16 protein-coding genes are annotated in these 12,282 nt (G+C 68.4%); 13 read left to right on the top strand and 3 right to left on the bottom strand.

Annotated elements, in window-relative coordinates; all coding sequences use genetic code 11:
* Nucleotides 1-12: 12 nt before the first annotated feature.
* Both sufU and CCK91_RS09650 read right to left on the bottom strand, forming a co-directional pair.
* A complete protein-coding gene (gene sufU / locus CCK91_RS09655) occupies nt 13-450 on the bottom strand; it encodes a Fe-S cluster assembly sulfur transfer protein SufU (protein WP_086473866.1) in 438 nt (145 codons plus the stop codon).
* Nucleotides 447-1,754: a SufS family cysteine desulfurase gene (locus tag CCK91_RS09650; RefSeq protein WP_086473865.1), complete on the bottom strand. Its 1,308-nt coding sequence runs from the start codon at nt 1,752-1,754 to the stop codon at nt 447-449. The genes sufU and CCK91_RS09650 overlap by 4 nt, the downstream gene beginning before the upstream one ends.
* Before the next feature lie 110 nt (nt 1,755-1,864).
* Between CCK91_RS09650 and hisB the strand changes: the two genes are divergently transcribed.
* The 4 genes from hisB to CCK91_RS09630 all read left to right on the top strand — a co-directional run bounded on the left by hisB (nt 1,865) and on the right by CCK91_RS09630 (nt 4,748).
* A complete protein-coding gene (gene hisB / locus CCK91_RS09645) occupies nt 1,865-2,473 on the top strand; it encodes an imidazoleglycerol-phosphate dehydratase HisB (RefSeq protein WP_086473864.1) in 609 nt (202 codons plus the stop codon).
* Nucleotides 2,470-3,105, top strand: a complete 636-nt coding sequence (gene hisH, locus CCK91_RS09640; protein ID WP_086473863.1) for an imidazole glycerol phosphate synthase subunit HisH — start codon at nt 2,470-2,472, stop codon at nt 3,103-3,105. Before hisB ends, hisH begins: the two co-directional genes overlap by 4 nt.
* Before the next feature lie 85 nt (nt 3,106-3,190).
* A complete protein-coding gene (gene priA, locus CCK91_RS09635; RefSeq protein WP_079707068.1) occupies nt 3,191-3,937 on the top strand; it encodes a bifunctional 1-(5-phosphoribosyl)-5-((5-phosphoribosylamino)methylideneamino)imidazole-4-carboxamide isomerase/phosphoribosylanthranilate isomerase PriA in 747 nt (248 codons plus the stop codon).
* Nucleotides 3,921-4,748, top strand: coding sequence for an SseB family protein (locus CCK91_RS09630; RefSeq protein ID WP_086473862.1), 828 nt, complete (start codon nt 3,921-3,923; stop codon nt 4,746-4,748). The genes priA and CCK91_RS09630 overlap by 17 nt, the downstream gene beginning before the upstream one ends.
* 27 nt (nt 4,749-4,775) lie before the next feature.
* Here CCK91_RS09630 and CCK91_RS09625 read toward each other — a convergent pair whose 3' ends face one another.
* Nucleotides 4,776-5,147, bottom strand: a complete 372-nt coding sequence (locus CCK91_RS09625; RefSeq protein ID WP_056012072.1) for a DUF1844 domain-containing protein — start codon at nt 5,145-5,147, stop codon at nt 4,776-4,778.
* A 269-nt stretch (nt 5,148-5,416) separates the two neighbouring features.
* On the opposite strand from CCK91_RS09625, the gene infC reads away from it, so the two are divergent.
* The 9 genes from infC to pheS all read left to right on the top strand — a co-directional run bounded on the left by infC (nt 5,417) and on the right by pheS (nt 12,282).
* Nucleotides 5,417-6,043, top strand: a complete 627-nt coding sequence (infC, locus tag CCK91_RS09620) for a translation initiation factor IF-3 (protein WP_119863551.1) — start codon at nt 5,417-5,419, stop codon at nt 6,041-6,043.
* A 15-nt stretch (nt 6,044-6,058) separates the two neighbouring features.
* Nucleotides 6,059-6,253, top strand: coding sequence for a 50S ribosomal protein L35 (gene rpmI, locus CCK91_RS09615; protein ID WP_056012069.1), 195 nt, complete (start codon nt 6,059-6,061; stop codon nt 6,251-6,253).
* A 27-nt stretch (nt 6,254-6,280) separates the two neighbouring features.
* Nucleotides 6,281-6,667, top strand: coding sequence for a 50S ribosomal protein L20 (gene rplT / locus CCK91_RS09610; protein ID WP_064294422.1), 387 nt, complete (start codon nt 6,281-6,283; stop codon nt 6,665-6,667).
* Nucleotides 6,668-6,769: 102 nt separating this feature from the next.
* Nucleotides 6,770-7,570, top strand: a complete 801-nt coding sequence (locus CCK91_RS09605) for a TrmH family RNA methyltransferase (RefSeq protein ID WP_085512981.1) — start codon at nt 6,770-6,772, stop codon at nt 7,568-7,570.
* Nucleotides 7,571-7,791: 221 nt separating this feature from the next.
* The gene (locus tag CCK91_RS09600; protein ID WP_079707380.1) at nt 7,792-8,511 is read left to right on the top strand and encodes an amino acid ABC transporter ATP-binding protein; all 720 of its coding nucleotides are present in this window, start codon (nt 7,792-7,794) and stop codon (nt 8,509-8,511) included.
* 91 nt (nt 8,512-8,602) lie between these two features.
* Nucleotides 8,603-9,499, top strand: a complete 897-nt coding sequence (locus CCK91_RS09595; RefSeq protein ID WP_079707066.1) for a glutamate ABC transporter substrate-binding protein — start codon at nt 8,603-8,605, stop codon at nt 9,497-9,499.
* Nucleotides 9,500-9,606: 107 nt separating this feature from the next.
* Nucleotides 9,607-10,254: an amino acid ABC transporter permease gene (locus CCK91_RS09590; RefSeq protein ID WP_079707378.1), complete on the top strand. Its 648-nt coding sequence runs from the start codon at nt 9,607-9,609 to the stop codon at nt 10,252-10,254.
* On the top strand, nt 10,251-11,150 hold the full coding sequence (locus tag CCK91_RS09585) for an amino acid ABC transporter permease (RefSeq protein ID WP_086473860.1): 900 nt from the start codon (nt 10,251-10,253) through the stop codon (nt 11,148-11,150). The genes CCK91_RS09590 and CCK91_RS09585 overlap by 4 nt, the downstream gene beginning before the upstream one ends.
* Nucleotides 11,151-11,241: 91 nt before the next feature.
* On the top strand, nt 11,242-12,282 hold the full coding sequence (pheS, locus tag CCK91_RS09580) for a phenylalanine--tRNA ligase subunit alpha (RefSeq protein WP_064294511.1): 1,041 nt from the start codon (nt 11,242-11,244) through the stop codon (nt 12,280-12,282).

Genomic DNA, 12,282 nt, shown 5'->3' with positions numbered 1-12,282 from the left:
CGGGGCGCCTGCTCACGGCAAGCGGGTGATGGCCTCCTCGGCGGCGACCCAGGGGAGCATGGCGCACTTCACGCGGGCGATGTAGCGCGAGACGCCACTGAACGCCGCGGCGTCTCCGAACCGTTCCTCGTCGAACTCGAGCGTGCCCCGCGAGCGGATGACCGTCCGGAACTCGTCGACCAGGGCCTGGAGCTCGGACGGTGTGAGGCCTGCCGCGAGGTCGCTCAAGCAGGAGCTCGACGCCTGCGAGATCGAGCAGCCGTGTCCCTCCCAGGCGATCGGTGCGAGACGACCGTCGGGCCCGGGATGGAGCTGCAGGGTGACCTCGTCGCCGCAGGTGGGGTTGAGCTGGTGCGACTCGGCGGCGGGCGCGTCCCGCAACCCGAAGCCGTGGCGCTGGCGGGCGTGGTCGAGGATGAGCTCCTGGTAGAGGCTCTCCAGGCCGCTCATCGGGACACCCCGAAGAACGGACCGACGAGGGTGGCCGCCTCGAGGAAGGCGTCGATCTCGGCCTCCGTCGTGTAGAGGTAGCTGCTGGCGCGGGTGGACGCGGTGAGGCCCAACCGGCGGTGGAGCGGTTGCGCGCAGTGGTGACCGACGCGGACCGCGATGCCCCGGTCGTCGAAGAACTGACCCACGTCGTGGGCGTGTACACCGGCGAGGTCGAAGCTCGCCAGCCCGGCGCGAGGCGTCCCGGGCGGCGGGCCGATGAGCGTGACGCCGGGGATGGCGGCGAGTCCGGCCGCGAGTCGCTGTCCGTAGGCCGCCTCGGTGGCGTGGACACGGTCCATGCCGACCGCTTGCAGGAATCGGACGGCGCTCGCGAGGGCGATCGCCTGCGACACCGGCTGGGTCCCGGCCTCGAACCGTTGCGGGGCGGGCAGGAACTCCGCGCCGTCGAGCGTGACGGTCGTGATCATCGACCCCCCGGTGAGGAAGGGGGGAAGGGCGTCGAGCAGCCGGCGGCGACCCCACAGGGCCCCGATGCCGTTCGGACCGAGCATCTTGTGACCGGAGAACACGAGGAAGTCGACGCCGAGGGACGCGACGTCGACGGGCAGGTGCGGCACGGACTGGCAGGCGTCGAGCACGGTCAGCGCGCCGACGCGTTCGGCGAGGGCGACGAGTTCGGAGACCGGCGCGATCGCCCCGGTGACGTTGGACACGTGTGCGAAAGCGATGATGCGCGTGCGTTCGCCGATGACGTCGTCTGCGGCGTCCAAGCGCAGCACGCCGCGGTCGTCGACCGGGAGGTGACGGAGGGTTGCACCGGTGCGTGCGGCGAGTTGCTGCCAGGGGATGAGGTTCGCGTGGTGTTCGAGTTCCGTGACGACGATCTCATCGCCTGGACCGAGTCGGAACCGTTCGGCGGCAGCACCGCCGAGACCGGCGCTCGCGTTCCCGATGGCCCCGGCGATGAGGTTGAGGGCTGCGGTCGCACCGGAGGTCCAGACGAGTTCCCGCTCGTCGGCACCGATGAACGCGGCGACCGTGGCGCGAGCGTCCTCGAAGAGCTCCGTCGCCTCGGCGGCGAGGAGGTGGGCGCCACGGTGGACGGCTGCGTTCTGGTGCGTCGCGTAGTCACGCTCCGCGTCGATGACCTCGATCGGGCGTTGCGAAGTGGCTCCGGAGTCCAGATAGACGAGCGGGTGTCCGTTCATCTCCCGGGCGAGGATCGGGAACCGTTCACGGAGAGCGGCGATCTCCGTCGCGTCGAGTAGAACGGCCGGGTCGATGCTGGGTGTGGAAGTCATGACCTCTCAACGATAGGCGTCGGCACGGCCTGGTGCAGCCGCATGACGCGACGATGCCCACCCGTCGACACACGGCGTGCAGCGTCGGTGCGCTCGTTACACTGGATCCCATGACCACCCAGCAGCGCACGGCCCGGATCCAGCGCGCGACGAGCGAGTCCAGCATCGAGCTGGAACTGGACCTCGACGGCACCGGCACGAGCAGCATCGAGACCTCCGTCCCGTTCTACAACCACCTGCTCACGGCCTTCGCGAAGCACTCGCTGACCGACCTGACCGTCCGGGCGACGGGCGATGTCGACATCGACGTCCACCACACGGTCGAGGACGTCGGTATCGTCCTGGGTCAGGCGATCCGTCAGGCGCTCGGCGACAAGGCCGGCATCTCGCGGTACGGCGACGCGCTGGTCCCGCTCGACGAGGCGCTCGTGCAGGCCGTCGTCGACATCTCCGGCCGTCCGTACCTCGTGCACGGCGGGGAGCCGGCCGGATTCGAGTTCCACCTCATCGGCGGGCATTTCACGGGTTCGATGGTGCGTCACGTCTTCGAGGCGCTCACCTTCAACGCGGGCCTCACCGTGCACGTGAACGTCCTCGGCGGTCGCGATCCGCACCACATCGCCGAAGCGGAGTTCAAGGCGTTCGCGCGGGCCTTCCGACAGGCGAAGGCGTTCGACCCCCTGGTCCAGGGCATCCCGTCGACCAAGGGCGCGCTGTGAGCGCACGCCCGTCGGTGGTCGTCCTCGACTACGGCTCCGGCAACGTGCACTCCGCCGTCAAGGCCCTCGAGCTCGCCGGCGCCGACGTCGTACTGACGGGTGACCGCCAGGCCGCCCAGGCCGCCGACGGACTCGTGGTGCCAGGGGTCGGTGCCTTCGACGCGGTGATCGGCGCCCTCCGTGTCTCGCACGGCGACGAGGTCATCGACCGCCGTCTCGCGGGAGGCCGTCCGGTCCTCGGCATCTGCGTGGGGATGCAGGTCATGTTCGAGCGCGGCTTGGAGCGTGGGTCCGAGGCCGACGGCCTGGGGGAGTGGCCGGGAGCGGTCACAGAACTCGAGGCGCCCGTCCTGCCGCACATGGGATGGAACACGGTGTCGCCGGACGCGGGGTCCGTGCTCTTCGACGGACTCGCCGACGAACGCTTCTACTTCGTCCACTCCTATGCCGCTCAGCAGTGGACCCTCGAAGTCATGCCGCCGTTCCCCGAGCCGCGCCTCACCTGGGCGACCCACGGGGTGCCGTTCCTCGCGGCCGTCGAGAACGGTCCGCTGTCGGCGACGCAGTTCCACCCGGAGAAGTCGGGCGACGCCGGTATCCGCCTGCTGTCCAACTGGCTCGGCACCCTGTAGCCGACTAGGATCAGGTGCTTGTGCCACGAGGCATGCTGTGCGCCGGGAACCGAGGGGCTCGCAGCTCCCGAAGAGACGGTGGATCATGAACGAGTTCAACACGACGGCCGGACTGACGCTGCTCCCCGCGATCGACATCGTGGACGGCAAGGCGGTCCGGTTGACGCGCGGCGAGGCCGGTTCGGAGACGAACTACGGTGAGCCCGTCGACGCGGCCCTGGACTGGGCTCGTCAGGGGGCGGAGTGGATCCACCTCGTCGACCTCGACGCCGCGTTCGGCCGTGGCGACAACCGGTCGATCATCCGCAAGGTCATCTCGAAGGCGCGCGGTGTCAACATCGAGCTGTCGGGCGGCATCCGCGACGACGCCTCCCTCGAGCAGGCGCTCGAGACAGGCGTCGCACGCGTCAACCTCGGGACCGCGGCGCTCGAGAACCCCGAGTGGGCCGCGAGCGTCATCGCCCAGTACGGCGAGGCGATCGCGGTCGGCCTCGACGTCCGTGGCACGACGCTCGCCGCTCGCGGGTGGACCCAGGACGCCGGTGACCTGTGGACCGTCCTCGACCGCCTCGAGGAGGCGGGCTGCGCACGCTACGTCGTGACGGACGTCACGAAGGACGGCACGATGCAGGGGCCGAACATCGAGCTGCTCCGACAGGTGCTCGAGCGCACGGAGCGGCCGGTGGTGGCCTCCGGCGGCATCTCGAGCCTGGACGACCTGGTCGCGCTGCGCGAGCTGGTCCCCCTGGGGCTGGAAGGGGCCATCATCGGGAAGGCGCTCTACAACGGCGCGTTCACCCTGGCCGAGGCGCTGGATGTCTCGGGCCGCTGACGAATCCTCCGAGCCCGACCGGCACGGTCCGTCGGGCGGGCATGCCCACCGTGCGGTGGGTGGCGCCGATTCGGCGGGCCAGCCCTGGGCCGGTCGGAGCTTCCAGCCGAACGCGAGTTCCGGTGACGACGGCAGTGCGCCCGAGCGGCTGATCGAGTCCCTCCGACGCTTCCGGACCGGCGAGGTCGGGGAGGCGGAGGTCGTCGACGCGTTCCGGGACTCCCGCCTGCTCATCCCGCTCGTGGCTCACCTCGGTGAGGCCGGCGAGAACGAGTACGGCCAACTGGTCGACAAGTCGCAGGAGCTGTCCATCGTGACCGTGACGGGGCCGGACGGCCGCACCGTGCTCCCGGTGTTCAGCTCGGTGCAGGCGATGTCCGCGTGGAACCCGACGGCGAGGCCGATCCCGGCCGACGGCGTCCGGGTCGCCCTGGCGGCCGCGAGTGAGCAGACGGACGTGGTGGTCCTCGATCCGACGTCGAGCACCGAGTTCGCCGTACGCCGCCCCGCGCTGTGGGCGATCGCGCAGTCGCAGCCGTGGACGCCCAGCTTCGCGGACCCGCTGGTGCGCGGCGCGTTCGAGCGATCGATCGAGCAGGAGCTCGCGGTCGTGAGTGTGCGACTGCGAGCCGGAGACCCGGAGGCGAAGCTCGCCGGATCCGAGCTCGTGGTCGAGCTCGGCCTGCTGCAGGGACTGACCCAGCAGGAGCTCGATGCGGTGCTCGCGCGGCTCGCTCAGCGCTGGGCCGCGGACGAGGTCATCGCGACGCGCGTCGACTCCCTCGCGGTGTCGCTCCGCCCCGCCGACTGATCGGCGAGGCGGAGCGCCGCGCTGCGATCAGGTGACCGGGCCGGTCCACTTCTCGCCGGGACCCTTGCCGATGGGATCCTGGATGGTGGACGCCTCCCGGAAGGCGAGCTGCAGGGACCGCAGGCCGTCGCGCAGCGAGCGGGCGTGCATGTCGCTGATCTCCGGGGCACCCGCGGTGATGAGCCCGGCGAGGGCGTTGATGAGCTTGCGCGCTTCGTCGAGGTCCGTCTGGGCGTCGGGGGCGTCCGCGAGGCCGCACTTGACCGCTGCAGCGCTCATGAGGTGCACCGCGGCGGTGGTGATGACCTCGACGGCGGGGACGTCGGCGATGTCCCGGGTGGCCTGATCGGCCCCTCCCGACTCGTCGTCGTGGTCGTACGGGCTGGTGGTGTTGTTCACGTGGATCCTCTGTTAGACTCGTGCGGTGCTCCGAGACATGTCTCGGTACGAAAGAGGAGATTCTCCCACCCGCGCTTGACCGCTTCATAAGGTTACCGGGTTGTCACGCTCCGCCTGTCGCTTCACCGCTTCGGGTAGTAGGGTGTGGTGCCTTCCGACAGGTGTTCTGAACACCGGCGGAGGGTACGGGTGTGTGGTGAACCGATTTCGTCGCGTCGCAGGTATCGGACCTGGTCGCGTGGCATCCCACCCAGTCAGAGGAGCTCCGCATCAGCGATCCCCGTACCAATGACCGTATCCGCGTCCCGGAGGTCCGACTCGTCGGTCCCGGCGGAGAACAGGTCGGCGTCGTCAAAATCGAGGTCGCCCTTCGCCTCGCGCAGGAAGCGGATCTCGACCTCGTCGAGGTCGCACCCAACTCCAAGCCGCCCGTTGCGAAGATCATGGACTACGGCAAGTTCAAGTACGAGGCTGCGCAGAAGGCCAAAGAGGCCCGGCGCAACCAGGCGAACACGATCCTCAAAGAGGTCCGGTTCCGCCTCAAGATCGACCAGCACGACTACGAGACCAAGCGCAAGCGCGCCGAGGGCTTCCTCAAGGCCGGTGACAAGGTGAAAGCCATGATCCAGTTCCGAGGCCGCGAGCAGTCCCGCCCAGAGCAGGGCGTCCGCCTGCTCCAGAAGTTCGCCGAGGACGTGTCCGAGTGGGGCACCGTCGAGTCCACCCCCATGGTCGACGGTCGCAACATGGTGATGGTCGTCGGTCCACTCAAGAACAAGTCCGAGGCGAAAGCCGAAGCCAACGCACAACGTGCGGCATCCAAGGCACGTCCGGCTGACGCCGACGACGCCGACGAGGCTGCTCCGGCGGAGTCATCCGCCGACGAGAACCGATAAGAAACGAGGAATCCCATGCCGAAGCAGAAGACCCACTCCGGGGCCAAGAAGCGATTCAAGGTCACCGGCAGCGGCAAGCTGATGAAGCAGCAGGCCGGTATGCGACACAACCTGGAGAGCAAGTCCAGCCGTCGCACCCGTCGCCTGAACCAGGACCAGGTGCTGGCGCCCGCCGACGCCAAGGTCATGAAGAAGCTGCTCGGTCGCTAGACCGTTTACCCGTAAGGAACTAGGAACATGGCAAGAGTCAAAAGGGCGGTCAACGCTCACAAGAAGCGTCGCGTCATCCTCGAGCGCGCCGCCGGTTACCGCGGTCAGCGTTCGCGTCTGTACCGCAAGGCCAAGGAGCAGGTCACTCACTCCCTCGTCTACTCGTACCGCGACCGTCGTGCGCGCAAGGGTGACTTCCGTCGCCTCTGGATCCAGCGCATCAACGCGGCTTCGCGTGCCAACGGCATGACGTACAACCGCTTCATCCAGGGTCTCGGCCTCGCCGGGATCGAGGTCGACCGCCGTATCCTCGCGGACCTCGCGGTGCACGAGCCCGCCACCTTCGCGGCCCTCGTCGCGTCGGCCAAGGCCGCGCTGCCCGCCGACACCTCGGCGCCCAAGGTCTCCGCGTAGTCGGAAGCCCTGCGTCCGCCCGGACGATGTGTTCGAACGGCCCGCTCCCACCAGGGATCGGGCCGTTTCGTCTGTCCGGAGCGCGACCCATAGGATGGGTGCGTGCTTGACAATCCGCGGTCACCGCGCGTCCGATCCGTCGCCAAACTCGCCAAGCGTCCGGCGAGACAGGAGACCGGCCTGTTCCTCCTCGAAGGACCACAGGCGGTCTCGGAGGCCCTGCAGTTCCGGCCCGACCTGATCCTCGAGCTGTACGCGACGCCGACCGCCCTCGAGCGCTACACCGACATCGGGGCCGCGGCCACCGATGCGGGACTCGAGATCGAGTTCGTCACCGAGCAGGTCCTCGAGTCGATGGCCGACACCGTCACCCCGCAGGGGTTCATCGCGGTCGCGCAGCAGTTCCCGACCTCGATCAAGGACATCTTCGCCGGAGAGCCGCAGCTCGTCGTCATCCTGGAGGAGGTCCGCGATCCGGGCAACCTCGGGACGATCATCCGAGCCGCCGACGCCGCCGGCGCGGACGCCGTCGTCCTGAGCGGACGGACCGTCGACCTCTACAACCCGAAGGTCGTGCGCTCCACGACCGGCTCGCTCTTCCACCTGCCCGTCGCGGTCGGTGTCGAGCTGCCCGCCGTGCTGGAACGAGCCCGTGCAGCAGGACTGCAGACGCTCGCGGCCGACATCAAGGGCGAGGACCTCCTCGTGGCCCGGTCGGAAGGCGTGCTCGCGCGGCCGACGGCATGGGTGTTCGGCAACGAGGCCAGGGGACTCACCGACGAGCACCTCGAGCTCGTCGACCGTGCGGTTACGGTACCGATCTACGGCCGTGCCGAGAGCATGAACCTGGCCACGGCGGCTTCGGTGTGCGTCTTCGAGAGCGCGTTCGCGCAGCACGCCTGAGCACCTGAGGCATCGTCTGTCGAGGTTACGAAACGGTAACCGTAGCGCTTCCGTCATGCGCACGAAACACACGGTCACCTAGTTTGGGTTACATGGAGCCAACAGTGTCCCCGAACTCCGGCCCGACGGAACCCGATGCAGCAGCCTCGCATGGTGCCGCCGGCGCATACGAGACCACGAGCAACCCGATCCAGGCAGGGCGCGGCGAGCCCCTCGTCGTCATGGAGAACGTCGAGAAGCACTACGGCGAGTTCCACGCCCTGAAGGACATCAACCTCACCGTCAACAAGGGTGAGGTCGTCGTCGTGATCGGACCGTCCGGGTCCGGCAAGTCGACGCTCTGCCGGACGATCAACCGGCTCGAGACGATCAGCTCGGGCGAGATCCGGATCGACGGCAAGAAACTGCCGGAGGAGGGCAAACAGCTCGCCGAGCTGCGCGCCGACGTCGGCATGGTGTTCCAGTCGTTCAACCTGTTCGCGCACAAGACGATCCGCGAGAACGTCACGCTCGGCCCGATCAAGGTACGCAAGCAGAAGAAGCGCGACGCCGACGATGCGGCGAAGGTGCTGCTCGAGCGCGTCGGCATCGGCGTGCAGGCCGACAAGCTGCCGGCACAGTTGTCCGGCGGGCAGCAGCAGCGCGTCGCGATCGCCCGCGCCCTCGCGATGAAGCCGAAGGTCATGCTGTTCGACGAGCCGACCTCGGCCCTCGACCCCGAGATGATCAACGAGGTCCTCGACGTCATGGTGCAGCTCGCCAGCGAGGGCATGACCATGATCGTCGTCACCCACGAGATGGGCTTCGCCAGGAAGGCCGCCGACCGCGTCGTCTTCATGGCCGACGGCGAGATCCTCGAGGACACCGACCCCGAGTCGTTCTTCACGAACCCGCAGTCCGAGCGGGCGAAGGACTTCCTGTCGAAGCTCCTCACCCACTGACCCATCCGACTCCGGATCGCGCGACCCGCGCGGCGACCCGGAACTGACCAACCGATCGGCCCGTCCCGGGCACCAAGGAAGGAAGGAAAACATGCGCAAGAGGCTCATGTTCATCACCGCGGGAGTCGCTGCAGCAGCGCTCGCGCTCAGCGGGTGCAGCGGCGGCGACGCCGGCACCGGATCGACCGACGGCGCGTCCGACGGCGGCGCACTCTTCGAGGTCGCCTCCGACGTCCAGCTCGAGGGCAGCCCCACGTACGACGCGATGGTGAAGGCCGACAAGGTCCGCATCGGCGTCAAGGAGGACCAGCCCGGTCTCGGTTACCTCGACGCCGCCACCGGCGAGCGTTCCGGCTTCGACGTCGAGATGGCCACCTGGATCGCCGCGTCGCTCGGCTTCGACGCCGACAAGATCGAGTTCAAGGCGATCCCGAGCGCCAACCGCGAGTCGGCCATCGTGAACGGTGACATCGACTACTACGTCGGCACCTACTCGATCACCGACAAGCGCAAGGAGCAGATCGACTTCGCCGGACCGTACTTCGAGACCGGCCAGGGCCTGCTCGTCGCCGCGGACAACGACGACATCAAGGGCGAGGACGACCTCGCCGGCAAGACCGTGTGTTCGGCGACGGGCTCCACGCCCATCCAGAACATCAAGGACAACTTCCCCGACACCAAGACGGAGGAGTTCGACACCTACTCGCAGTGTGTCGAGGCCCTGAACGACGGCAAGGTCGACGCGGTCACGACCGACCAGGCGATCCTGATCGGGTACGCGGCGCAGTTCCCCGACGACCTCAAGGTCGTGGGCGAGCCGTTCAGCACCGAGCTGTACGGCATCGGTCTGCCGAAGGGTGACGACGCCCTCCGCCACTTCATCAACACGATGTTCACCGATGGCGGCGACACCTGGACCAAGATCTACGACGCCACCCTCGGCGCCTCCGGCACCAAGGTGACCCAGCCGGCGGTCGACGACTACTAAGCAGCGCCCCGGGCGGCCGCCGACCAGCGGCCGTCCGGGGGAGCTGTCCCGTCGACTCCGCCCAGGCGCCCGCCACGGGCGTCCCCCTCCCGAAAGGCGTGCGCGACATGAACGTCCTGCTCGACAACCTCGACCTCTTCGTCACGGGCTTCCGCAACACCCTGCTGCTCTTCGTGGTGTCGGGGTTCTTCGCGCTCATCCTCGGCACCATCGTCGGTGCCATGCGGGTCTCGCCGGTCCCGGCGATGCGCCTCTTCGGCACCGTGTACGTCAACACGGTGCGCAACACCCCGCTGACTCTCATCCTCTTCTTCTTCGCCTTCGGCTACCCGAAGCTCGGGCTCCCCGAAGTGAGCTACACGACGCTCGCGATCATCGGGTTGAGCCTCTACACCGCGACCTACGTCGCGGAGGTCCTGCGGTCCGGCGTCAACACGGTGCCGATCGGTCAGGCCGAGGCCGCACGCGCGATCGGGCTGCCGTTCGGACAGACCATGACGCTCGTCATCCTGCCGCAGGCGTTCCGTGCCGTGCTGCCTCCGCTGTTCAGCGTGCTCATCGCCCTGCTCAAGAATACGACGGTCGCCGCCGGCTTCTCCGTCGCCGAAGCGGGCGCGATCCGCGCGAACCTGTCCGAGCGCGGCGAGCCGCTCCTCATCGGACTGCTGTGGGTGGCCCTCATCTTCGTGGCCCTCGTGTCGCTCCTGTCCCTCGCCCAACGGGCCTTCGAGAAGAAGTGGAGGATCGCGCGATGAGCTCCGTCCTGTTCGACACCCCCGGCCCGAAGGCCATCGTCCGCTATCGCTGGATCGGTGTGGCGACGGTGCTCGTCGTCGCCGGCATCCTCGCCTTCGTCGTCTTCCGCTTCATCGAGACCGGACAGTTCACCGCCTCGAAGTGGAAGCTCTTCACCTTCCCGCGCGTCTGGGAGCAGATCCTCCAGGCGACGGGTGCGACCCTGTCCGCGTTCGCGGTCGCGGCCGTCTGCAGCGTCGTCCTCGGACTGGTGCTGGCGATCGGCCGGCTCTCCGACCACAAGGTCATCAATGTCCCCTTCACGATCTTCATCGAGTTCTTCCGGGCTGTCCCGGTCCTCATCCTGATGATGCTCATGTACTACGGGCTGCCGCCCCTCGGCTTCACCTTCGTGACGCCGTTCGTCGCGGTCGCGATCGCGCTGACGCTGTACAACGGCGCGGTGTTCTCCGAGATCTTCCGAGCGGGTATCGAGTCGTTGCCGAAGGGGCAGGGCGAGGCCGCCTACGCCATCGGCCTGCGGAAGTCCGCGGTCCTGCGCCTCATCCTGTTCCCGCAGGCGATCCGCGCGATGCTGCCGGTCATCATCGCCCAGCTCGTCGTCGCCCTCAAGGACACGGCACTCGGCTTCCTGATCACCTACCAGGAGCTCCTCTACCTCGCGAAGCAGTTCGGTTCGCAGGCGCTCTACGGCAGCCCGATCATCCCCTCGATCATCGTGATGGGCTCGATCTACATCGTGCTCTGCCTGATCCTCTCGGGCGTCGCGAAGATCGTCGAGGTGCGTACCCGACGGTCGCCACGGACGCCGAAGGAACAGGCCGTGACGGAAGACACGACGACCAAGATCCTCGGCATCCAGGCGGGGAACCAGTCGTCCGGCGCGAGCATCTGACCTCGTCCTGACGGATCCCGGGCGACCGGGTCCCCCTCGGGGCGAGGACGGTCGCCCATGCGGGCCGACCGCCTGGGTAGACTTGGCTCTCGTGTCCGACGCATCCCCAATCTCCGAACCAGCGGTGAACGCCGCGGTCGACGCCGCTCTCGAAGCGATCGCCGCAGCCACCGACTCGGCCGCCCTGAAAGCGGTCCGATCAGCCCACGCCGGCGAAGCGTCACCGCTCGCCGCCCTCAACGGATCGCTCCGCAGCGTGCCGAACGACCAGAAGGCCGCGCTCGGCAAGCTGGTCGGTCAGGCTCGCGGGCGCGTCTCGAAGGCGTTGAGCGAGCGCGAGGGAGAAATCGTCGCCGCCGAGACGGAGGCACGCCTCGCCGCCGAGGCGATCGACGTCACCGCCGTGCCGCTGCGACGCGTGCCCGGTGCCCGGCACCCCCTCACGCTGCTCCAGGACCGCGTGTCCGACATCTTCGTCGGCATGGGGTGGGAGATCGCCGAGGGGCCCGAGGTCGAGAGCGAGTGGTTCAACTTCGACGCCTTGAACTTCGACGCCGACCACCCGGCCCGCGCGATGCAGGACACCTTCTTCGTGGAGCCGCTGGAGTCGCACCTCGTCCTACGGACGCACACCTCGCCGGTCCAGGTGCGCTCGCTGCTCGAGCGCGAGCTCCCCGTCTACGTGCTGGCCCCCGGGCGCGTCTACCGCACCGACGAGCTCGACGCGACGCACACGCCCGTCTTCATGCAGTTCGAGGGTCTCGCCGTCGACAAAGGCCTGACGATGGCGCACCTGCGCGGAACGCTCGACCACTTCGTGAAGAGCGTCTTCGGCGACGACGCGAAGGTCCGCCTGCGTCCCAGCTACTTCCCCTTCACCGAGCCGAGCGCCGAGCTCGACTTCTGGCACCCGACCTTCAAGGACGGACCGCGCTGGATCGAGTGGGGTGGGTGCGGCATGATCAACCCGAACGTGCTCCGGTCCGCCGGTATCGACCCCGAGGTCTACTCGGGCTTCGCCTTCGGGATGGGCGTCGAGCGCGGCCTGATGCTGCGTGACGGCGTGCAGGACATGCGAGAGATGGTGGAGGGCGACGTCCGCTTCTCCCAGCAGTTCGGGATGGTGGTGTAG

The organism is Plantibacter elymi (nom. nud.), from assembly GCF_900177795.1.
Taxonomy (GTDB): domain Bacteria; phylum Actinomycetota; class Actinomycetes; order Actinomycetales; family Microbacteriaceae; genus Plantibacter; species Plantibacter elymi.
The sequence above is the reverse complement of the archived record's forward strand: the minus strand, read 5'-3'. Positions and strand labels throughout refer to the sequence as shown.